The sequence below is a fragment of the Microcoleus sp. N9_A1 genome, assembly GCF_036701795.1.
GTDB lineage: Bacteria > Cyanobacteriota > Cyanobacteriia > Cyanobacteriales > Microcoleaceae > Microcoleus.
In genome coordinates this window covers 1-21,463 of sequence record NZ_JAUBRI010000040.1, presented here as the reverse complement: position 1 = coordinate 21,463, position 21,463 = coordinate 1, and the positions used below count along the sequence as shown (strand labels likewise).

The 21,463-nt window shown below is 46.7% G+C and carries 20 protein-coding genes and 1 riboswitch; of the genes, 8 read left to right on the top strand and 12 right to left on the bottom strand.

Annotated elements, in window-relative coordinates:
• The first annotated feature begins 63 nt into the window (after window positions 1-63).
• Window positions 64-954, top strand: a complete 891-nt coding sequence (locus tag QUA58_RS18705; protein WP_333252022.1) for a thermonuclease family protein — start codon at window positions 64-66, stop codon at window positions 952-954.
• Window positions 955-1,198: 244 nt separating this feature from the next.
• On the opposite strand, the gene QUA58_RS18700 is transcribed toward QUA58_RS18705, so the two are convergent.
• Both QUA58_RS18700 and QUA58_RS18695 read right to left on the bottom strand, forming a co-directional pair.
• Window positions 1,199-1,474, bottom strand: coding sequence for a hypothetical protein (locus tag QUA58_RS18700; RefSeq protein WP_333309555.1), 276 nt, complete (start codon window positions 1,472-1,474; stop codon window positions 1,199-1,201).
• 751 nt (window positions 1,475-2,225) lie between these two features.
• Complete coding sequence (locus tag QUA58_RS18695; RefSeq protein ID WP_333309558.1) at window positions 2,226-2,402, bottom strand: hypothetical protein; 177 nt, start codon at window positions 2,400-2,402, stop codon at window positions 2,226-2,228.
• Window positions 2,403-2,755: 353 nt separating this feature from the next.
• On the opposite strand from QUA58_RS18695, the gene QUA58_RS18690 reads away from it, so the two are divergent.
• Window positions 2,756-3,544 (top strand): class II glutamine amidotransferase, encoded by a 789-nt coding sequence (locus QUA58_RS18690; RefSeq protein ID WP_333252025.1) that lies wholly within the window; start codon window positions 2,756-2,758, stop codon window positions 3,542-3,544.
• Window positions 3,545-3,587: 43 nt separating this feature from the next.
• Here the strand turns inward: QUA58_RS18690 and QUA58_RS31575 are convergent, their stop codons facing one another.
• The 8 genes from QUA58_RS31575 to QUA58_RS18655 form a co-directional block, all read right to left on the bottom strand.
• Complete coding sequence (locus QUA58_RS31575; RefSeq protein ID WP_445301887.1) at window positions 3,588-3,719, bottom strand: WG repeat-containing protein; 132 nt, start codon at window positions 3,717-3,719, stop codon at window positions 3,588-3,590.
• A gap of 336 nt (window positions 3,720-4,055) precedes the next feature.
• The gene (uca, locus tag QUA58_RS18685; protein WP_333395220.1) at window positions 4,056-7,673 is read right to left on the bottom strand and encodes an urea carboxylase; all 3,618 of its coding nucleotides are present in this window, start codon (window positions 7,671-7,673) and stop codon (window positions 4,056-4,058) included.
• Window positions 7,674-8,139: 466 nt separating this feature from the next.
• On the bottom strand, window positions 8,140-8,781 hold the full coding sequence (locus QUA58_RS18680; RefSeq protein ID WP_333395219.1) for an urea amidolyase associated protein UAAP2: 642 nt from the start codon (window positions 8,779-8,781) through the stop codon (window positions 8,140-8,142).
• A 77-nt stretch (window positions 8,782-8,858) separates the two neighbouring features.
• The gene (locus QUA58_RS18675; protein WP_333395218.1) at window positions 8,859-9,593 is read right to left on the bottom strand and encodes an urea amidolyase associated protein UAAP1; all 735 of its coding nucleotides are present in this window, start codon (window positions 9,591-9,593) and stop codon (window positions 8,859-8,861) included.
• A 441-nt stretch (window positions 9,594-10,034) separates the two neighbouring features.
• A complete protein-coding gene (locus tag QUA58_RS18670; RefSeq protein ID WP_006630934.1) occupies window positions 10,035-10,811 on the bottom strand; it encodes an ABC transporter ATP-binding protein in 777 nt (258 codons plus the stop codon).
• A 59-nt stretch (window positions 10,812-10,870) separates the two neighbouring features.
• Window positions 10,871-11,722 carry an ABC transporter permease gene (locus tag QUA58_RS18665; RefSeq protein ID WP_333395217.1) on the bottom strand — a complete coding sequence of 284 codons (852 nt, stop codon included), beginning with the start codon at window positions 11,720-11,722 and terminating at the stop codon, window positions 10,871-10,873.
• A 107-nt stretch (window positions 11,723-11,829) separates the two neighbouring features.
• Window positions 11,830-12,897 (bottom strand): ABC transporter substrate-binding protein, encoded by a 1,068-nt coding sequence (locus QUA58_RS18660; RefSeq protein ID WP_333395216.1) that lies wholly within the window; start codon window positions 12,895-12,897, stop codon window positions 11,830-11,832.
• Window positions 12,898-13,039: 142 nt separating this feature from the next.
• Window positions 13,040-13,194, bottom strand: a riboswitch (guanidine-I (ykkC/yxkD leader).
• Window positions 13,195-13,320: 126 nt separating this feature from the next.
• Window positions 13,321-13,578, bottom strand: a complete 258-nt coding sequence (locus QUA58_RS18655) for a hypothetical protein (protein WP_333395215.1) — start codon at window positions 13,576-13,578, stop codon at window positions 13,321-13,323.
• A gap of 195 nt (window positions 13,579-13,773) precedes the next feature.
• Between QUA58_RS18655 and atzF the strand changes: the two genes are divergently transcribed.
• The 5 genes from atzF to QUA58_RS18630 all read left to right on the top strand — a co-directional run bounded on the left by atzF (window position 13,774) and on the right by QUA58_RS18630 (window position 19,375).
• Window positions 13,774-15,588, top strand: coding sequence for an allophanate hydrolase (atzF, locus tag QUA58_RS18650; RefSeq protein ID WP_333395214.1), 1,815 nt, complete (start codon window positions 13,774-13,776; stop codon window positions 15,586-15,588).
• A gap of 40 nt (window positions 15,589-15,628) precedes the next feature.
• Window positions 15,629-16,372: a calcium-binding protein gene (locus QUA58_RS18645; protein ID WP_333252034.1), complete on the top strand. Its 744-nt coding sequence runs from the start codon at window positions 15,629-15,631 to the stop codon at window positions 16,370-16,372.
• Window positions 16,373-16,624: 252 nt separating this feature from the next.
• Window positions 16,625-17,566 (top strand): tRNA pseudouridine(55) synthase TruB, encoded by a 942-nt coding sequence (gene truB, locus QUA58_RS18640; RefSeq protein ID WP_333395213.1) that lies wholly within the window; start codon window positions 16,625-16,627, stop codon window positions 17,564-17,566.
• A 147-nt stretch (window positions 17,567-17,713) separates the two neighbouring features.
• Window positions 17,714-17,944 (top strand): membrane protein insertion efficiency factor YidD, encoded by a 231-nt coding sequence (yidD, locus tag QUA58_RS18635; RefSeq protein ID WP_333252036.1) that lies wholly within the window; start codon window positions 17,714-17,716, stop codon window positions 17,942-17,944.
• A gap of 216 nt (window positions 17,945-18,160) precedes the next feature.
• On the top strand, window positions 18,161-19,375 hold the full coding sequence (locus QUA58_RS18630; RefSeq protein WP_333252037.1) for a response regulator: 1,215 nt from the start codon (window positions 18,161-18,163) through the stop codon (window positions 19,373-19,375).
• Between the two features lie 23 nt (window positions 19,376-19,398).
• On the opposite strand, the gene QUA58_RS18625 is transcribed toward QUA58_RS18630, so the two are convergent.
• A complete protein-coding gene (locus tag QUA58_RS18625) occupies window positions 19,399-19,629 on the bottom strand; it encodes a hypothetical protein (protein ID WP_333252038.1) in 231 nt (76 codons plus the stop codon).
• 93 nt (window positions 19,630-19,722) lie between these two features.
• On the opposite strand from QUA58_RS18625, the gene QUA58_RS18620 reads away from it, so the two are divergent.
• Complete coding sequence (locus QUA58_RS18620; protein WP_333395212.1) at window positions 19,723-20,709, top strand: glycosyltransferase; 987 nt, start codon at window positions 19,723-19,725, stop codon at window positions 20,707-20,709.
• Window positions 20,710-20,971: 262 nt separating this feature from the next.
• On the opposite strand, the gene QUA58_RS18615 is transcribed toward QUA58_RS18620, so the two are convergent.
• Window positions 20,972-21,463, bottom strand: a 492-nt coding sequence (locus QUA58_RS18615; protein WP_333395211.1) for a Uma2 family endonuclease, incomplete at its 5' end; no start/stop codon positions are given.

The window sequence follows — 21,463 nt, the reverse complement described above, 5'->3', positions numbered from 1 at the left end:
ACGAACTCGTGTATAATCCAAGCGATACCTGCATGAAATCTCAAATGCAACAGGGTTCAAAATATGGCAACCAGAATTCCGAACCTGCAAATAACTAAAGTAGTTGACGGCGACAGCATCAAAATTTCTCTCAACGGCAAAACCGAGTCTCTGCGCCTGATTTGCGTCGATACAGAAGAAAGTCATTCGGGAGGCTCCAAACCTGTAACTGCGGCGGGGAAAGCAGCTTCAGAAATGGCTAAAAAATATTTCGCCACAGCGGATGGCGGATTTGCTAGAGTTGACATAGAATTTGATACAGATGACCCAATAGAAATTGCGGTGGAAAAATACCGCGACAACTACGGGCGTCTGCTCTGTTACGTACATAAAGATGGAGAAAATTACAACCTCAAACTGATTCAACAAGGCTGGAGTCCCTACTTTGTGAAATACGGGCGCTCCCGATTGTATCACCGACCAATGACTGAAGCAGAATCGGCTGCCAAAGCTTACAACCTGATGATTTGGAATCCGATTACCAATGCCAAAATCCCCTGTCGAAACTATACTATTTTACTGCCTTGGTGGTCGATGCGCGGCTCGATTGTCGAAGATTTCCGCTTGTCTGAAGCAACTACAGAAGCGCTTTCTGTGAGGTTGCACTACCCGAAAATCTTAGCAGCTTCTGAGACAGCTAAGCCTATTACTATTTTCTGCGATTTACAGGCGGGAATTAATCAATGGATCGGCGGTCATGCTCGAATTTATGCAGGTTCATCGTATCACAGATTAGATTTGTGGATACCTGATGCTAAAACTGATGAAAAAGCTCCCTTGAAGCGGCTAATCGAGAAGCGTTATGCGGGTCTGGGACGGGGATATGTGTATGTCAGTGGGAAGGTTGAACAATACAAAGGGAAGCCTCAAATAGTTTTGAAGGATATCAAACAACTTTCAGACTTTCCCCGATAATATTTAAACTAGAGTTAATTTCATCAATTCTTTTTGCTACATAAGCTGTCGCGCATTTAAATTGCATATTCGAGGCGGGCGGGACACCCCACAAAAGTTTGATTTTTTTTTGACAGACAATTTAAATGCAGAACCGCTTATAATTTTCTTAGGAAGTACGATCGCGCAAATAGAGGGCGATGCTAAAAAACGAGCGCTCTCTATTGAGCCATGATATTCTATTTATCAAAAGATGCAGGAACATTTATTGCTGCATTGAAGGAATATCAAAAAATCTGCATCCTAATGGATTTGTGCGTGCAGATTGATTTTGAGAAGTTGTTATAGGAGGACTAGAGTTAGGAGATGTGCTATTCAATCCTGAGACGGTAAAAGATTTAGAAACGTTAGGATTTTTCCAGAGAAGGCTGGCAGAAGTGTTAGCAAGATTTGGTGACTCGGTAATTGTAATCTCCTGTGTTGCATTTACATTTGTCTGTGATTTTACAGTAGTTTGTGCCTGACACGGATAGGCAGTCATAGCAGAAATTACAGCAAAGCTTATAAACCTAAGATAGCCCGTTGATTTAATACCAATTTATTATGAAGTTGCACTTAATAAAGCTTCCAGGATATAGTCCCAACCACAGAGAGATAAAACTTCTTCATTTGTGAGAGATTTGATAATTATATCTAACTGTTCTTTTAGTCGATCTAGGTTGGTAAAATTTTCCCACTTGAACTCTTTTTTTACAGATAACCACAATCTTTAAAGCGGATTTAATTCAGGACTATAGGCAGGCAAATATATTGGCATCAGATGGTCGTGCCAGTCTAATAAGAGAGCTTTATAAAAAATACCATCATCCATAATAATTAGATTGAAATAATCTGATTATTTTTGAAAAAATCCATTTAAAAACTCTTGAAAACAGTTCCTATCGATGCGATCAAATTATTGATAACATTGTTCAGAGGTTGCTGGCTCTACGACTCCATAAACATAAAAATTGCCTCGCTTCCATTGCTTTTTGTCGACGGGTTTTACCCCCTTTAATGTAATCATTTTGCCCTGCATAGTAATCAATCCAAATCTACTCTCGTCCTGACAGCATATCCTTACAGGCTGTCCGGTTCCGAAATATTTAATCATTACTTTGATAATCTCCCACAGTTTTTTTTTGAAGTTTGTCTGTGCAACTTCGTTCACTTTATTACTTTGGGGTATTGGGACTTTGATGTAAGCTTTTAATTTATAATTAACTAGGTTATGTACGACTTTATAGCTCACTTTAATCCCGCATTTTTTTTCTAGCCATAGCTGTAATTTGCCATAACTTGTCTCCCTCTGATTCTGGCAGTTTTTTGATTAATTTTTCTCTGACTTCTGGTGGTATATGTGGAGTCGTGCCGGGAGCTTTTTTTACTGTTAGTAATTCGGTAATTCCACCTTGTTTGTATGTTTTCAACAACGATATATTGTTGATTTGTCTCGCTTCAGCCTCGTGGCTAATTCTTCTCTTGTTTAGATTTTTTTGGTGGCAATCCAGTATAACAGCAGTAATTTTTCTTTACTTACTGCTGTTATAGCCCGTTCGAGTCGTGCTCTAGTTCCTCAACCGTTTCTTGGATTTTTACCTGAAATTTGTTTGTTGCCCATATTGGATCTCCTCTACTTTAGCCTATATTTAGTGTACCTTCATAGTGAATTGGTATAAGTGTATTTAACTTATTTAACCCGTTAATACTATAATATTATCACCGCAAATCTGTAGCTGCCAATAGCTGCGCGATCGATCCACACTCCAGAGACTTAAAAGCTATGTGCCAATTACTGGGAATGAACTGCAATGTTCCGACAGATATTTGCTTTTCTTTTGAGGGTTTTTCTGCAAGGGGGGGCAAAACGGACGTTCATCAAGACGGTTGGGGAATTGCTTTCTTTGAAGGTTTGGGATGTCGCCTTTTTATAGACTCTAAACCTGCGATTGCTTCTCCGGTGGCAGAAGTAGTGCGTCGCTATCCCATTCATTCAACTAACGTCATTGCTCACATCCGCAAAGCTACGCAAGGCGAAATTGCCCTGGAAAACTGCCACCCTTTTATTCGGGAACTTTGGGGACGTTATTGGGTATTTGCTCACAACGGAAATCTCGAAAATTTTTATCCAGAATGTGCCGGAGTTTACAAACCGGTTGGCAAAACTGACAGCGAAAAAGCATTCTGTTTGATATTAGAAAAGCTGCGCTCTACTTTTCCTCAAAGTAAGCCTGCTTTAGCGGAAATTTACCCGGTACTGGAGGAAATTACTAAAACTTTGGCACAACACGGAATTTTTAATTATTTACTTTCCGATGGAGAACACTTGTTCACCCACTGTTCTACTAATCTGCATTATATTGTGCGACAAGCACCTTTTGCTAGCGCACACTCGATCGACGAAGATGTAACAGTCGATTTTCGGGAATTGACCAACGAGGACGATCGCGTGGCTGTTATTGCCACTTTTCCGCTGACAGATAACGAAGTTTGGACGCAAATTCTGCCGGGAGAATTGCTGGTATTTCAAGATGGTTTGCCGGTCAATTCTGGGCTGCTGGAGTTAAGTTAACGAGACTTAAACAAATTTAAAGCCTAAACAAAGCCCCAACCAGCTAAATGACTGGCTTTCCAGCTTGATTGATTAAGCCAAATTTGCCATCGCGCTTGACAGCGGCTAAGCCTTCCGAAAGACTGCCCGCCACCGAAAATTGGGGGGCGATCGCCCACTGGCTTGCTGTATTGATGTATCCCCACCTTTTTGAACCGCTAAGGATCGCGAATTAAATAACTTACAATTTTAATTGTTATTGTGGGATGGGCGTCCCGCCCGTCCCACAAACTTGTGGAAGTTATTTAATTCTCATTCCTAACTGATGCTAAACCTTCATTAAATGAGCGGGCGTTGCACAATTTGAGGATGATTATTGTGGGTGTCCCGCCTGCGGTGAAAATACATCGGACGATCTCAGGAACTGATCGCACAAAACAATCAAAATCATCCCGCAATTATGCAACGCCGAGTAGTTACAGATTTAGTTGTTGCTTAGCTTTCTACTGTCCCCGAACTGACAACAGAGGGATTAATTCGGTTTAACAGCCGCTAGAATTTGTCCTGCTGTCACCGTTTGCCCCTTTTCACAAAACAACTCGGCAACAGTGCCGGCCACATCAGCAGTAATAGCAATTTCCATTTTCATCGCTTCCAAAATTAATAGGCGATCGCCCTCTGCAACCACATCTCCAACATTAACCAGTACCTGCCAAACATTGGCCGAAACGTGGGCGACAACTGCCTCACAACCGATCGGCAAAGTAACCTCCGCCACTGTTTCAGAAGCCACATCCGCCGAGGATTCTGCGGCAGATTCAGCTTCAAATTCCCCGGATGCGGCCCAGCGATCGCGCTCTGCATTAAATGCGGCCTGCTGCTGCGCTTTAAACTCAGCCGCACTGTTAGCAATAGAATGCAAAAACTCATTGTATTCTCTCAAATTAAAAGTGATTTCCTCAACCTTTAATTTAAACTTCCCTTCGATAAATGCTTCCCGACAGCGGTGCAATTCCTCATGGGAAACCGGATAAAATCTGATTTGGTCAAAAAAGCGCAAAAGCCAAGGTTTACCAGACTGGAAATCCGCCGTTTGTTTGAAGCGATTCCACATTTGCACCGTGCGGCCGACAAATTGATAACCTCCGGGCCCTTCCATCCCGTAAACGCACAAATACGCGCCGCCAATGCCAACTGCATTTTCAGGAGTCCAGGTGCGGGCGGGATTGTATTTAGTAGTAACCAAACGGTGGCGCGGATCGAGGGGAGTGGCGACGGGCGCGCCTAAATAAACGTCTCCCAAACCCATCACTAAATAGCTAGCATTAAATACAATTTCTCTGACTTGTTCGATGCTGTCAAGCCCGTTTATGCGCCGAATAAACTCAATATTGCTGGGACACCAAGGTGCATCCGATCGCACAGACTGCATATATTTTTCAATGGCCAACAGCGTCGATTCATCTTCCCAAGATAAAGGCAAGTGCACAATTCGCGCCGGCACTTCCAAATCCTCGATCGCCGGAAGTTCCGCCTCCGCCGCAATCAGCGCCTGCATTAGCTGCTGTTGCGAAATCTGGCTGCCCTCAAAGTGAATTTGGAGCGATCGCATTCCCGGCACTAATTCGATAACACCCGGTAACGGATTTGCTTTCAAATGTTCCATCAAGGCGTGCGCCCGAAAACGCAAGTTTAAATCCAGCACCAATGGGCCGTATTCAACTAGAATATATTTATCCCCAGCTTGACGGTAAGTAACAGCAACCTGTCCCGGAGATTCGGGAATTTCGTGCAAAATAGGAGAAGCTGGAACTGCGGGCAATTCCTCCGCATTTTCCCCAAAAACAGGCAAGCAAAAAATAGTAAGTTGCCTATTTTGTGCTATTTCCCGCTGCAAAGCTTCAGCAAAACTCAAACAGTGAAAGCGAATGCTGTCCCCCGGTTTCAGTTGCCCGATTTTCCACAATTCCGACTGCACAATAGTAGCAGGACACACAAAACCTCCCAAACTCGGGCCGTCAAGACCGAGAATTACAGGCATATCGCCCGTAAAGTCGATCGTGCCGATCGCGTAAGCATTATCGTGAATGTTAGACGGGTGCAAACCCGCTTCTCCTCCGTCTTGACGCGCCCAGGTGGGCTTCGGGCCGATCAGCCGAATGCCCGTCCGCGTCGAGTTGTAATGCACCTGCCATTCTGTAGAGAAAAACATTTCGATGTCTGACTCAGTAAAGAAATCCGGCGCGCCGTGAGGCCCGTACAAAACGCCGATTTCCCAATTATTGCTGTAGGTGGGAATTAGTTCCGGAGGCAAAGATATTTCCGCTTCCAGAGTGGCAGTTTGAAGCAGTTTAAGCACATCTCCCGGACGCAGCGTGCGGCCCGCGTGTCCGCCAAATTTGCCCAGTACAAAAGTTGATTTGCTGCCCAAATAATCGGGGACATTAAAGCCGTGTTTGACTGCTAAATAAGTGCGGTAGCCGTCGCCTTGAATGGCTTTTAACTTGAGAATGCTGCCAGCTTTTACGGGAATTGCTGTCCAAAACGGCACCGATTCACCGTTTAGTGTTCCCTTCATAATTGCACCAGTCAAACTAATAACTGTATCGGCATTAAAGCGCAGAGTTGGACCTGTAGCTGTGAATTCCAATCCTGCTGTCGATTCGGGATTTCCTACTAAACGATTTGCCGATCGAAATGCCAGATGATCCATCGGCCCAGAAGGCGGCACGCCCACATCCCAATAGCCAATCCGCCCCGGATAATCCTGGATGCTGCTGTAGGTTCCCCCATCCAATACATCGATCGTTAAAGGTGCGTATTCAAAAGAGTTTAAAAAGCGCGTGCTCAGTTCGCCCCGGCTGAATCGGGAATCGTCCAAAATCTGGCGGAGGTAATCTAAATTAGTTTCAATTCCCGCTATTTCACTGGCATCTAAAGCAGCTTTGAGTTGAGCGATCGCCTGCGTTCGATTATCCCCGCAAACGATTACTTTGGCTAGCAGCGGATCGTAAAAAGGAGTAACCTCCGTGCCGGTTTCTATCCAACTGTCGCAGCGGACGTTTTCGGGAAACGCAACTTGATTGAGCAACCCGGAACTCGGCTGAAAATTCTTGCCGGCATCTTCCGCATAAATTCGCACCTCAATTGAGTGTCCCTGCGGCCGATAGCGGTACTCTTCCAGGGGAAACAAATCTCCCGAAGCCTGTTTTACCATCCACTCAACGAGGTCGATGTTGTTGACAGCTTCAGTAACGCCGTGTTCGACTTGCAAGCGCGTGTTGACTTCCAAAAAATAAAACTGTTTCGCATCGACATCAAATACAAATTCAACAGTACCGGCTGACTGGTAATTTACCGCTTTTCCCAACCGCACGGCTGCACTGTACAACTGATTTCGCTGTTCGTCGCTAATAGCAGGGGCGGGGGTTTCTTCTATTACTTTTTGATTGCGCCTCTGCACCGAACAATCTCGCTCGCCCAAGGCTATGACATTGCCTTTGCCATCTCCAAAGATTTGGACTTCAATGTGCCTAGCTGTTTGAATGTATTTCTCTAAAAAAACTGCGCTTTGTTTAAAATTGCTTTGACTCAAACGCTGTACTTTTTCAAATGCTTCTGCCAAATCTCGATCGCCAAAACAAGCCTGCAAACCGATGCCGCCGCCGCCTGCGGTACTTTTGAGCATCACCGGATAGCCGATCGCCCCAGCCGCTTTTTCCGCATCCTCCAAACTTCCTAAAAGTTCGCTTCCGGGAGTTAGCGGCACTTGATTTGCAGCGGCTATTTCCCGCGCGGTGTGCTTCAATCCGAAGCAGCGCAACTGACTCGGAGTCGGGCCGATAAATGCAATATTTTCGTTTGCACAAGCTTCGGCAAATTCAGCATTTTCGCTCAAAAAGCCGTAACCCGGATGGATAGCTTGAGCTTTTGTTTGGCGCGCAACTTCGAGAATGCGATCGAACCGCAAATAACTCTCGGCTGCGGCGGCTGCACCGATACAAACGGCTTCGCTGGCGGCGAAAACGTGCTTGGCGCGGGCGTCGGCTTCAGAATATACTGCTACCGATGCAATTCCGAGGCGATCGAGCGTGCGGATAATTCGGCAGGCAATTTCACCGCGATTTGCAATCAAAACTTTGTTAAACATTTAGGTAATTGGTAATTGATAATTGTTAATGGTAATTGGTAATTGGTGTCTCTTTACATCTTGTACTACCTTAAAGAACAGGCAAGATGCCTGTTCCACAAACATTAAATTTTCTTGTGGGGTGAGCACGAGAGCCATTGGTGTCAACTTAAAGCTGAAACCCTCCGTATTTCTTGCTGGTAGCCCAGTCTCGATCCCCCTAAATCCCCCTTAATAAGGGGGACTTTGAGCGCTCTTCCCCCTTAATAAGGGGAGTAGGGGTTGACTTTGAGCGCTCTTCCCCCTTATTAAGGGGAGTAGGGGTTGACTTTGAGCGCTCTTGTCCCCCCCCTTATTAAGGGGGGCTAGGGGGGATCGAACCCTAATCGTCAGACAGCAGATCCGTAGTACGTTTAACGTCTTTGTTGACACCAATTCACGAGATACCGCCCCTAAAAAGATTGCGGAGACAGTGCCAACCCTACATTTACACAGAATCCCAAACAATCAACTGAATCGGCGTAGGATTGTAAGCATTGCAAGGATTGTTCATTTGCGGGCAGTTAGAAATAGCAACCAGCGCGTTCATTTCGGCTCGCAAATCTACTGTACTTCCCGGATCAGAGATGCCGTCAACAATTTCAAGCGTGCCGTCTTCGCTAACCGGAACATTCATAAAGAAGTTGATATTGCTGACTAAATCTCGCTTACCCAAACCGTGGGGAAGAATTGCGGCGAGGAAATTTTCAACACAGGCGTGCTGGTATTTTTTATCTAGCCCAAACCGCACCGAATTGCTCTCGCAGCTACAGGCGCCGCCGGAGGTATCGTGCCGCCCGCAGGAGTCAGCAACTATGGTCATCATGGCTCGCCCTTCGTTGGAAATGAGTTGGCTGTTTGTAGTGACAAAGATGTTGCCTTGATTGACGATCGTATCGGGAGCGCTGTAGCGTTCGGAAGGGTCATCGGCATTGTAAACTAAAAAATCTACTGCTTGATTTCCGCCTAAATCTACAATGCGGAGAATCTGTCCTTTTTTGATGACACGGGACCAGGGATGTCTGGCTGGTAAAACTTCGTTATAAATTGCTGTTTCTGGAGCGAGGATTTGTTGGCTAGTTGCAGTCATGGTTCACTTTTTGTGATGGAATTGCAGAATTTTTTACCGCAGATTGGTGCGGACAAGATTGAGTGCTGGAATCGAGTCTATTGCACGAACAAAGCATCAGTGTTGATGAACCCGCGCACTGCTTCCGGGTTGGCGGTGCGGCACAAGTCGTCTGGTGCGGGTGCGGGGGTTTTGACAATCTGAATTTGGATGGGTTTTGGATCGTCGTAAGTTGAACCCGGATGCAGGATGTGGGGGCAATTCGAGATAATGGTCAATACGTTCATCTCGGCTCGCAAATCGATAAAACTACCCGGTTTTTCGCAGCCTTCGCGAAACTCCATCGTGCCGTCTGGTTTGACGGCAATGCGAGTAAATAAGTTGAGGTTAGGCATGATATCTTTTTTGCCCAATCCCCACCGACTTAGGGCTTTGAGGAAGTTGTCGCGGGAGTTTTTCCAGTCTCCTTCGCCGTATTTTTTGGCATTGCTAATGGCGTTGCTGCATCCTCCTAGCAAATCGTGACAGCCGGAGGTGTCTTGGGTGATGGAAAATAGGATGCGCCCCATGTCTGTGTAGATCGCCATGCCTTGTTTGAGAAAGGCGTTGAATTGAATTTTGGCGGTGTCTGCTGCGTTGAAACGTTCGATCGCATTGTCGGCGTTGTAGCACAGCATGGAAACGCCGCGAGAGCCTTCTAAATCGGTGATTCGCAGGGTGTTTCCCCGCTTGATGACTCCCGACCAGTACGCGCCGCCCGGTACGGTTTCTTCGATTAATACGAGGCTTGAATCGATTTGTGAGTTTGTGTCGATCGATGATAGTTGCACCATAAGTTCCTCTTGATGTATTTGGGTAGGTCAGCGAAATAAAACAATAGTATTTTGTAGCGGCCAAACCCGCCCTCTCCCAAAGTAATATTTATTTTCACTGATATCTTGCACCAGTCTCAAGAACGGGCAAGATGCCCGTTCCACAATAAAATTGAGTTTTGTGGAACGGGCATCTTGCCCGTTCCTAAATAGGTAATTGACAAGGGTGCAAGATGTTAAGTTTCCACTTACTTAGGTTGACCGTTGTACTGTTGGCGCGGGTGCAAAAAGTGCAAGTACAAACCTGTTTCTATTTAAGCAGCCATTGCAACTGCTTCCTGTCCGTTTACATCTTGCACCATTCTCAACAACGGGCAAGATGCCCGTTCCACAAAGAGTGAGTTTTCTTGTGGGGTGGGCATCCTGCCCGCCCAAAAAGTCCAACTACAAACCTATTTCTATTTAAGCAGCCATTGCAACTGCTTCCTGTCCGTGTTTCCGCATCAAATCCATGAGTTCGTCGCGGTAATCGTGGAATTTGGCGTGCCGTTTAATGCTGGGAGTGCGATCGGGCAAATTAATCGACATTTCCTTTCTCACTGTACCTGGACGAGCGCCCAAAGCATAAATCCGATTGGAAAGAAACACCGCTTCTTCGACATCGTGGGTAATCATAAAGATTGTAATCTGAGTGCGGCGCCACAAATCGAGCATGAATTCGTGCATCGATTCTTTAGTGTGGATATCCAATGCGCCGAAAGGTTCATCCATTAATAACACTTTAGGTTCAGAAGCGAGGGCGCGGGCGATCGCCACCCGCTGTTTCATCCCGCCCGACAATTCCTTCGGCAGCGACGAAGCAAACTGCGTCAATCCTACCACACTCAAATAATAGCTGGCTTGTTCGCGCCGCTTTTTCTTGGACACGCCTTGAAGTTTGAGGCCAAACTCGGCATTTTCCTGCACGTTCATCCAAGGATAAAGAGTGTAATGCTGAAATACCATACCTCGATCCGGCCCAGGCGAAACAACTTCCTTGCCATCAATTTTCACTTCCCCTGTTGTCGGCTTGTCCAATCCCGCAATCTGCCTCAACAGAGTAGATTTGCCCGAACCGGATGCGCCTACCGCGCAGATAAATTCGCCTTGCTTGATGCTCATATTGATGTCCTTGAGGACAACTAATTTACCGTTTTTCGTTTCAAAGTTTTTGTGCAGGTTGTTGATTTGTAGAAACATGAGTTTATCCTCTGTGTTGTAAGTAAAAAAATGACACCATTCTGACTTTTAACATCTGCTTACTGTTTCTGACTTGACCATTTACAAGAAACCCGCAGCAGATATTGAAAAAGCAAGTCAAAAGTCAGTCCGATCGCCCCAATGACAATCAGCCCCACAAAAATTTCATCGGTTCGGAGAAATCGACCGGCGACGCTGATCCGGCGGCCTAAGCCTTCGGTTGCGGCAATCAATTCCGAGACGATTACCAATTGCCAAGCCGCAGCTAAGTTGATGCGACTAGCATCAAGAATCCCCGGCAAAACGTGGGGAAAAATAACTTGAGTGAGGATTTCCCAGCGATTCCCGCCCAACATATAAGTAGATTCGATCAAGTCTTTTGGAACAAACTTGACTGTATCCATCACCATCAGCGAATTGAAGAAAAAGACGCCGATAAATATCAGCATTATTTTGGGTTCTTCCCCGATTCCCAAGTAGAGAATTAATAGGGGAATAAATGCTGGTGCGGGCATATATCGCATCAAGCCGAACATGGGTTCCAGCAAGGCGCGAATACTGGCAAAACTGCCCATCAGCACGCCAATTGGTATGGAAAAAACCAAGGCGAACAGAAAGCCCACTCCCACCCGCCACAAACTCGCTACCGTGTCTTTCAAAAGTTCGCGAGTGTTCCACAGCCGACCAAATGCCTCTAAAACTTTGCCGGGGGAAGGCAAAAATTTGGGGTCTACGTTGGCGAAGGTTGTTACTAGCCACCACAGCAGCAGCGGCAGTGCGATCGATGTTACGGTTAACCCAATATTGAGGGGTTGTGGTATCTCTTCCGCAATCCGCCAGAAAACGGTGGGATTTAGGCTTTTTTGCTTGAGGTGGGATTGGATCGATCGCGGATCGGGATTTGGTGGCATGATTTAACTGCGGAACGGTTGGGCGAGTAATTGGAGTAGATTTTGGGGATTATAAAAAGTATTTTTTTTACGGTTTTTTGTGTCTGCACAATCCTAAATTATGCCTTTTAGCTTTTACCTTCGGCATAAGCTTTTATAAAACGATCGTCAAATAATGTGCTGATATCTGGTTGGGTTTTTGCTAAATTTACATCGACCAGAAATTTAGTCATTTCGGCCGCCGCAAACTGCAATGATGTCATGTCATTTCCCGGTTGAAAGGCTTTCAAGTTTTCCTCGATCGTAAATATCTTAGTGCCATTTTCATATTCTTTGTATTCCTCGACGCTAACTCCGGCGCGGTTGGCTAGAATCTCGTAAGATTTCTCTTTATTTGCTTTCATGTATTCCAATGTTGCAAACCATGAATTGACCAGGGCTTGCACGCGATCGGGGTGTTCGCTGATAAACTTTCGCGTGAATACCAAATGGTCGGAAATCGCCCCCGGAAAATCTTTGGAACTAAACAGTTCCTTGCTGTTCGATCGTTTTAATGCTTGCGTGGTAAATGGCGCAAATACTGCCACCGCATCGACTTGCCCTCCTACGAAAGCTGCCGCTGCTTTGCCGGTTTCCAGCGGTACAAATTGAATGTCCCGCACTGATAAACCTGCTTTTCTCAGCCCTAACAGCAATAAAAAGTGATCGACTGTACCTTCCTCGGTTGCCACTTTTTTCCCTTTTAAATCGGCAACGGAATTGATGCCTTCGGCAACAATAACTTTGTCATTTCCCGTCGAGTTGTCGTTGACTAAAACAATTACTTGGTCGGCGCCACCTGATATAGAGTTTACTGTATCGCCGAGGGTTTGGCTGTTAGCATTTATCTGTCCTGCGGTGAGGGTGCTGATAGATTCTAAGTAGCCGTCAAACCATTTTAAGTCTACTGCAACATTGTTGGCTTCAAATATCTTTTGCTCTTTGGCAATTTGCCACGGAAACCAGCCTGGCCACGCGCTGAATCCGAGGCTAACTGCATCAGCACTTACTGAAGAAGCTGCTTCTGTTTCTGTCGTGGTTTTGATGTAAATTGCCGGGTTGACGCAGCCAACAGCGAAAAACAAGGTAATGAAAAATATGGCGCAGTAGGATAGGGGCGATCGCGTTATTTTTGGGGAGTAATATCGGATATTCATAGCATATTCTGGTTGCTGGTTAGAGGTGAATATGTCGATCGAGCTTTTGCACCTTTCTTGGCTTTGTTCGCTCCCGCAAACCCTTGATATACAAGGATAAAGCCCGAGAGTTAACGAACCGAGCCTTGCTGACCGATCGCGTTTCTCCCGGGCTTTTATCCCGCCGTGTAACTGGCTAGTGTTCCCCTCAAATTAATATAATATTGGGATGACCAGTCTGCTTCTCTCGGACCAGCACTCGAACTGTCTAAACAAAGTTAGAAACTGATTCAAATCGGAACCCTAGAAGCGGTTAAATTTTTCGGTTATTGTCTGTATAAATCCTGTTTGCAACCCAAAGAGTTATGCGAGACTGTCGGTAACAGCAGTGCGCTTAGCTTTTTGAAAGGTAAGCATACTGTAGCGTGCAATCTTACTAGATTGCTACGTTTCAAACGGTAACAGCAAGCTTGATGATAAACTGTGTAGAATGTTACAAAAAAGAGCTTTTCTCGGATTTGTAGAATTAAAGTTTTTGGAGGATAAAACCCGGCGGTTGGAAATCGCGAAGTTTACGGGCACACAGACTTGCACCAGCAAGGCCAGGATTGAAGATTTTTTGATAAATACTTCGATCGCCCTAGACTGGATGCGAATACGATCGACAATATCGACAATATCGACAATGCGGTAAACTAACATTCTATTTGCAATAACGATCGCCAAACACAGCCTGTGCTCTCAAATCCCTTAGCATGGGAACTATTCATCTCACTCTTATCTCCCTCTGCGTTCTCTGCGTTCTCTGCGGTTAAATCATTCCCATATAACCGGAATTGATATGAAGTCAACTCTTCAATCTAAAATCTAAAATCTAAAATCGACTGACGGTGCATTATGGAAAAACTTAACTACAGCAACAGTCTCGACATTCATTCGCTGCTCGATCGCTACCGCACCGGCTCGCTCGCGCCTGCAGATGCGATCGCGAGCGTGTACGATCGGATCGAACGCTATGCAGATCCAGCAGTATGGATTTATTTAGCACCGCAGGCGGAAACTCTCGAACGCGCCAAAGCCTTGGAAAGCCTAGACCCGCAACAATTGCCGCTCTACGGGATACCTTTTGCGATCAAAGATAATCTCGATTGGGCGGGCGTTCCCACTACGGCGGGATGTCCGCAGTTTGCTCGCACTCCAGGGCGATCGTCCGCAGTTGTAGAGCGTTTGTGTGCCGCAGGTGCGATCGCGATCGGCAAAACAAACATGGATCAATTTGCCACGGGATTGGTGGGAACCCGCACGCCCTATGGAGTTTGCCGCAATCCGTTCGATCGGCGCTACATCCCAGGCGGATCGAGTTCCGGTTCCGCCGCAGCAGTATCGGCCGGATTGGTGAGTTTTGCTCTGGGTACCGATACCGCAGGATCGGGGCGGGTTCCCGCTGCTTTTACCAACATTGTCGGGCTGAAGCCAAGTTGCGGATCAATCAGCACTCGCGGCCTACTACCGGCAGTGCGATCGCTCGATTGCGTTTCTGTGTTCGCTCTCACCTGTGCGGATGCGGCCTCCGTGCTGCAAGTAGCCAGCGGTTTTGACGCTGAGGATGCGTTTTCTCGCCACCCTGAAACGAAAGTTTTGCCGGATTTATTCCGCTTACGGGTGGGAGTTCCCGCAGACGGCGAACTTGAATTTTTCCGGAATGCAGAAGCCGAACAGCGCTACCGAGAAGCGATCGCGCGCTTGCAATCTTTGGGCTGCACGATCGCACCTATTGACTTCAAACCCTTTGCGGAGGCTGCCAAATTGCTCTACGGCGGGCCTTGGGTAGCAGAAAGGTTGGCCGCGATCGGCGATTTCCTCGACGCGCACCCAGATGCGATCGATCCGATCGTGTACGAGATTATCAGCGGCGGCAAACGCTACGATGCTGTCTCGGCCTACCGCGCGTCGTACCGGTTGGCCGAACTCCGCCAGCAAGCAGAAATTCAGTGGCAGTCAATGGATGTTTTGGCGGTACCGACCACAGGTACGATTTATACTGTGGCTGAAGTTGCAGCCGCGCAGATCGCCCTCAACACCAATCTCGGGCGCTACACGAACTTTGCAAATTTGCTCGATTTGTGCGCGATCGCAGTTCCCAGCGGGTTTCAAAGCAGCGGATTGCCCGCAGGATTGACGCTGATGGCTCCTGCGTGGCACGATTTATCCCTCTGCCGCTTGGGCTCTGCTTTCCACGCCAGCTTGGGGGGAACTTTGGGCGCAACCGGTCTACCGCTGCCCACCCTCCCGGAACCCGCCAGCGCAGCCAAATTTCCCTCAGAAGAACGAGTCAAAATAGCTGTGGTTGGCGCTCATTTGAGCGGTGAGCCGCTGAATTATCAATTAATCGAGCTCGGAGGTATTTTGGTGCGCGCCTGCCGTACTAGCCCGATTTACAAGCTGTACGCTTTGACGGGGACTGCGATCGGCAAGCCGGGATTGGTGCGTCAGATAGAGGGCGGTAGTGCGATCGAGGTGGAAGTTTGGGAGTTGTCGATCGGGGCTTTTGGCGGATTTGTCGCTAAAATTCCTCCGCCCTTGGGAATTGGTACGCTGGTGTTGGAGGATGGCTCTACGGTGCAGGGCTTTTTGTGCGAATCTTATGCTGTGGCGGGTGCGATCGATATTTCTCATCTCGGCGGTTGGCGAGGTTATAACTTCCGCTTTTAAGTTAAGTTAGAATTGCAAATTTCTACCCATCTTCAAAATCATGCCATCAGCAGTGCCACTTGTACCAATTCCCGTCACAACCCCAACCCCCACCAGCGGTACCAGTCCCGGAGGGACACCTGGGGGCAGGAATTTAACCAGCGGCCCCGACTCCTTCACGGGTACTGCGGGCGCTAACTTGATATTTGGTTTGGGTGGCCCTGACAGCATTTTGGGCTTAGGGGGAAACGATTCCCTCTACGGCGGCGACGGCGATGACTCACTGCTGGGCGACGCTGGTAATGACATACTGTTCGGCGGTGCCGGCCGCGACAGCGTTTTGGGCGGCGTGGGCGACGATACTTTCTACGGTGGCAAAGGTGCTGACTCGGCAAGCGGCGACGAGGGTAATGATTTGCTGTTTGGCAACCAAGACACCGATACTTTGTTGGGCGGCGCGGGTAATGACACGTTTTTTGGGGGTGCCGGCGATGACTCGCTGTTTGGTGGCATCGGCGATGACTGTTTATCGGGCGATCGCGGCGCAGATACTTTAACTGGCGGCGCCGGAAACGATACTTTTGCGATCGGGTCTGCGGCAGAGGGGGATGTGATTATAGATTTTACTAATGGTACTGATCGAATTCGCTTGACTGCCGGCCTCACTTTTAACAAACTCATCACTTCCGCTGGGTCTGGAACTTCGCCGAGTACAATTATTCAGCTTATAGACAGCAAGGTAACTCTGGCTACTTTGTTCGGAGTTGCCCCCTCTTCTATCAGTCAGGCGGACTTTATTTTTTAATGGGTAATGGCTAATAGGGAATTGGTAATTGGGCTGGCGGGTACTTTTTAGTTTTAAGTTTTTAAGGTTGAACTTTTTAACTCAAAACCGCTGTCGCATTGTGAGTAACGTTAGCTTTTGTATTCCCAAATAAAGCAATCTCAAAACTTTTCATCTTCCTTTTTCCTGCTTCCTTGTATAAGTTAAATCCTATACATTGCCCGTTGCATTCTTCCCTCTTCCTTCTTCCCTCTTCCTTCTTCCTTCTTCCTAATGACTACTGACGGTTTTCTCAATCTCAACAAACCTGCGGGCATGACATCTCACGACTGCGTGGGGCGAGTGCGCCGGCTATTGCAACTCAAGCGAGTCGGACACGGAGGAACCCTCGATCCTGCTGTGACTGGCGTCTTACCGATCGCCCTGGGCAAAGCAACCAGACTGCTGCAATATCTCCAACACAATAAAGCTTACCGAGGCACGATTCGGTTTGGCTTAACTACTGCTACTGACGATTTAGAAGGAGAAATTATCCATTCTCAACCGGTGCCGGAGTTGAGTTTAGAAAAAGTGCAAGCTGCACTGCCAAAATTTCTAGGAAAAATCGAGCAATTCCCGCCGAGTTTTAGTGCGGTTCAGGTGGGAGGAAAACGCCTTTATGAGTTAGCAAGAAAAGGCGAAACGGTCGAAGTTGCTGCTAGAAATGTTGAGGTTTTTCGGCTGGAAATCTTGGATTGGCGGCCGGGGGATTTTCCTGAATTGGATTTGTTGATCGCTTGCGGGGCGGGTACTTACATTCGGGCGATCGCGCGGGATTTGGGTGCGGTGTTGAATGCAGGCGGTACTTTGGCTTGTTTGACTCGCACCGAAAGTAGCGGTTTTTCGATCGACCAAAGTCTCAGTTTTGAACAATTGGAACTGCAATTGCAGGAAAATAAATTCTGCCCAATTTTGCCATCGGCGGTTTTGGGACATTTAGGCGCGATCGTCCTTTCCCCTGAATATACCAAACGCTGGTTTCAAGGACAGCGCCTCCCGATTCCCGAAACGCCGATCGGGCCAGAGGAGGAAAGTAGCCCCAATCCCCCCCACAACCCAATACCACAACCTCCCTATCCCTTACAGGTGTACGATCAAGACGGTAATTTTTTAGGTATCGGTCAAGTAGCGAACTCAGAGACAAGTACCATATTATCTCCTCAAATTGTGCTGTAGCTATCTAAAATAAAAATAAAAATAGGTATAATTGGTACTAAAAGTTAGCGGAACTCTAACCGCTGGGAATGCTCTCGATTCACCTAGCTTACAGCGGTATGGGACCAGATTTTGCTATTAATCTAATCCAACGCTGAGGTAAAAATTGTGAAAATATTGCTGATCGGATTAATCCGAGGCTACAAAATGGGGATTTCTCCTTACCTGCCTAACGCCTGTAGATTTCAGCCAACTTGTTCGCAATACGCGATCGAAGCAATAGAAAGATTTGGGCCGGCCCGCGGCAGCTCAATGGCAGTTAAGCGGATTTTGCGCTGTCATCCTTTTCATGCTGGGGGTTACGATCCAGTACCTCCCAAAGATAGCGAGGGCAATTAGTTATTAGTTAGAAGCCGGATTTTAGTAATTAGTTAATAGTGCAAATAGGCGTTGCATCCTCATGGCTAAAACTACTGAGGGGAATCACTCCCTGATGGGGTTAAATTCGCACAATTAGTGGTTTTTGTTAACCCAAATTCAGTAATATCACTGTTATCTTTCAAAACTCTGCAGCTATATAATGGTACAAACAGAGTACAGGGGATGCGAGTTGATATGTCTGCTACCGCAATTGGATACAAAATGTTGTCCCATACTCTGGCTGTACTCAGCCAGAAACAAGCAACGGGGAAACTGCTGTTAGAGCAAGGGGAACAACAGTGGCAACTTTACTTTTTTCAGGGTTGTTTGGTGTATGCCACAGGAGGAGCGCACAGATCGAGGCGCTGGTACAGGGCGATCGGGCAACACTGTCGAAACTTTCAAGTGGATCTCAGAAACCTGGATGCTGGAGAACTGTGGGAATATCAACTGCTTCAGCGAGGGGTAGCAGCCAGCGAAATGAGTCTGGAACAAGCTAGGGCGATCGTCCACAGCAGCCTTTCCGAAGTGTTATTTGCTCTGATCGGTCAATCGGGTTTACGCCGAGAGTGGCGTCCGTCCCAGAAATATTTTTCTACCATTACCTCTTCTTTGCTGCTGTCTTTAACAGAAGTAGAGAAAGTTCTATGTTGTACAGAAGAAATTTGGCAGAAGTGGAAAGGAATGGGTTTGTGGCTGGTAGATCCAGAACAAGCACCACTTTTAAAAGCATCGGCCCAGTTGCAGCAAAATCGATTTAGCTCTAATTCTTTGATCGCTTTGGGTAACGTATTCAACGGCGAGAATACTCTTTGGGATATTGCATTTAAGAAAAAGCAGTGCGTGACAGTGGCAACTCGCGCTTTAGTTAATTACATCAAACAGGGTTTAGTAAATTTCCGAACAGTACCAGACTTGCCGTCGCCTATAGAACAGTGGCGCCTGGCCGCGGCGATCGCAGGGCCGGGTCGCCCTTTGATTGCCTGTATCGATGACAGTCCGACAGTATGCGAATTTTTAGAGCAAATTTTGTTGCCGGAGGGGTATCGAGTCCTAAAAATTCAAGATCCCATGCAGGGAGTGGGCCTCCTCGCCAAACAAAAGCCTGCCTTAATTTTTATGGACGTGGTGATGCCGAAGACAAGTGGCTTTGCTTTGTGCAATTTTTTGCGAAAAGCACCTGCTTTTCGGGAAACTCCGATCGTGTTTTTGACCGGTCAAGACAGTATAATTGACCGCACCCGGGCGAAATTGACAGGTGCTTCCGATTTTTTGAGCAAGCCAGCCAATCCCGAACAGGTTCTGCAAATAGTTGACAAGTATTTGAAGGTAAAAGGTGATCGCTACCCTTTCGCAATTCGCCCCCATGATTTACTCCATTCACGACAACTTACCCTGGCAAATTCTTGAACCCAAATTATGATCATCAAGCGTCACTTATCGGGTGCGTGAGCCTCCGGGGCACCCGATAAGTATTGTAAAATAAACACGCCACCGGATTTTACCAATAAATCTTGTAGGGGCGGCTGCATGGTTTTTCTTGCTTTCAAAGCCGGGATTTCCGTAAACCAGCTCAGCGCGTATGGATTATAATACCAGTTCCAACCAGTTGACAAAAAGAATGCAACTGTAGGCAAGTTCCAAGCCCGACGCTCATCAGTCATTTCCAGTTTTTTAATCTAAAATCTAAAATCTAAAATCTAAAATCTAAAATCTAAAATCTAAAATGGTATAATCCATAAAACTTGATATTAATTATGAGCGATCGCACCCCGCAGGTGAGCGTAGTAATTCCGGCTTACAACTGCGCTGCTTACGTCGGCCAAGCCGTAGATAGCGTTCTGCACCAAACCTATGCTAACTGGGAAATTATTGTCGTAGACGACGGCTCCCGAGACGATACCAAATTAGTTTTAGAGAAATATGGCGATCGAATTCGCTACATTTACCAACAAAATCAAGGAGTTTCGATGGCCAGAAATCACGGCATCGAGCTATCGCGAGGAGAATTTATCGCCTTTCTTGATGCGGACGACTACTTCTTACCAGACAAAATAGCAGCACAAATCGCTGTATTTGCAGCGCAACCAAATTTAGGAATAGTCCACAGCGGCTGGCGTCTAGTTAATAGTATAGGCGAACCGCTAAAAGATGTCAAACCCTGGCAAAATGTCCCTAAATTAGACTTAGAAATGTGGCTGCGGTGGAAACCAGTATTACCCAGCGCGATGGTATTTCGCCGTCAGTGGTTAGAGCGCGCCGGCGGATTTGATCCTCGATTTCCCCCGGCAGAAGATACAGATTTAGTGCTGCGTTTAGCCTTAATGGGATGCGAAGCAGAGTGGTTGCAGCAAGTAACTGTTTGCTACCGCCAGCACGAACAAAGCGCCATGTACAAAGGTTTACCCCAGGCTAAATCCCTCGCCGCAGTCATGGACAATTTTTTTGCCCGCCCCGAATTGCCGGATAAAATACGTTTGTTGGAAAAGCAAATCAAGTACAGTACCTTAGTTTGGATTGCTTGGTATTTGTACCGCACCGGTCATTCTGTTGAGATGGTAGAGTTTTTGCAGCGTTCTTGGAATTATGCGCCTTATTTGCCTGTGGAAACAGTAATTAATTGGGCGGAAGCTTTCGCCGAGTTTTCGCAGGATGCGGGAAATGAATTGGATGCAGATTTATTAGCTCAATCTCCCGAGTGGCAAGAGTTAATGCAGTGGGTAATTCTCGGTACGCCAGCTTGATTGTGTGGATAGTCGATCGAGCTTTTATGTCATGTCTGGTTGAGGCGTTGCTTAATCAGGGTATGAAAAAAAATAAGTTGAAAATCCAGAAGCTTTGTGGATAATGGTTTCTATGATTTGCATATTTAGTCTTTCATACCCTAAATCCGCAACGCCGATTTGTAAATGAGTTTTTTTTTAACCGCAGAGAACGCAGAGATCACAGAGGAAGAGAAGAGAGGGTTTTCGCATTTCTTGCAGTGTGAAACCTGCCTAAACTTTATTATGCTTCAGTTTGAGTTTCTGTTTCAGTAAAAATTGGTGGCCACAGTTGGGAAATTGGCAATTCCCAACCAGGAAAAAGTTCGCCTACAGTCAAAATATCTTCATTTCCCAACACAAGCGGTTCACCTTCCTGACGATAAACTGTTACAGTTTCTTCGTCTGGATCGATCAGAATTCCTACTTGTGCTCCGAGTGCAATAAAATTCAGAATCTTTTTTTCGAGCGGTTTAATGCGATCGCTCTGTGATTTAATTTCTACTACTAAATCTGGGACTAATTCTCCGAAATAACGGGGACTTTGCCTGAGACGTGCGGCTCGGACAAAAGAAACATCAGGTGCTGTGAGGTTAGCATCAGGTAAAATAAAGCCACCTGCGGAGTCAAAAATTCGGCCCAGACGGCGGGGATAAACCCATTTGTGACAAGTTAAGAAAAAGTGCAAATTGTCAAGGGGGTAGACTTGCAAGAGGTAAAATAGGATGAAACCTTG

Coding starts and splice junctions, on each gene's coding strand:
- QUA58_RS18630 (WP_333252037.1), top strand. CDS start 18,161: ATGTCTGCTACCGCAATTGGATACAAAATGTTGTCCCATACTCTGGCT.
- atzF (WP_333395214.1), top strand. CDS start 13,774: ATGGAAAAACTTAACTACAGCAACAGTCTCGACATTCATTCGCTGCTC.
- uca (WP_333395220.1), bottom strand. CDS start 7,673: ATGTTTAACAAAGTTTTGATTGCAAATCGCGGTGAAATTGCCTGCCGA.
- QUA58_RS18645 (WP_333252034.1), top strand. CDS start 15,629: ATGCCATCAGCAGTGCCACTTGTACCAATTCCCGTCACAACCCCAACC.
- QUA58_RS18670 (WP_006630934.1), bottom strand. CDS start 10,811: ATGTTTCTACAAATCAACAACCTGCACAAAAACTTTGAAACGAAAAAC.
- QUA58_RS18660 (WP_333395216.1), bottom strand. CDS start 12,897: ATGAATATCCGATATTACTCCCCAAAAATAACGCGATCGCCCCTATCC.
- QUA58_RS18620 (WP_333395212.1), top strand. CDS start 19,723: ATGAGCGATCGCACCCCGCAGGTGAGCGTAGTAATTCCGGCTTACAAC.
- QUA58_RS18705 (WP_333252022.1), top strand. CDS start 64: ATGGCAACCAGAATTCCGAACCTGCAAATAACTAAAGTAGTTGACGGC.
- QUA58_RS18625 (WP_333252038.1), bottom strand. CDS start 19,629: ATGACTGATGAGCGTCGGGCTTGGAACTTGCCTACAGTTGCATTCTTT.
- QUA58_RS18675 (WP_333395218.1), bottom strand. CDS start 9,593: ATGGTGCAACTATCATCGATCGACACAAACTCACAAATCGATTCAAGC.
- QUA58_RS18680 (WP_333395219.1), bottom strand. CDS start 8,781: ATGACTGCAACTAGCCAACAAATCCTCGCTCCAGAAACAGCAATTTAT.
- QUA58_RS18665 (WP_333395217.1), bottom strand. CDS start 11,722: ATGCCACCAAATCCCGATCCGCGATCGATCCAATCCCACCTCAAGCAA.
- QUA58_RS18655 (WP_333395215.1), bottom strand. CDS start 13,578: ATGTTAGTTTACCGCATTGTCGATATTGTCGATATTGTCGATCGTATT.
- truB (WP_333395213.1), top strand. CDS start 16,625: ATGACTACTGACGGTTTTCTCAATCTCAACAAACCTGCGGGCATGACA.
- QUA58_RS18690 (WP_333252025.1), top strand. CDS start 2,756: ATGTGCCAATTACTGGGAATGAACTGCAATGTTCCGACAGATATTTGC.
- QUA58_RS18700 (WP_333309555.1), bottom strand. CDS start 1,474: ATGACTGCCTATCCGTGTCAGGCACAAACTACTGTAAAATCACAGACA.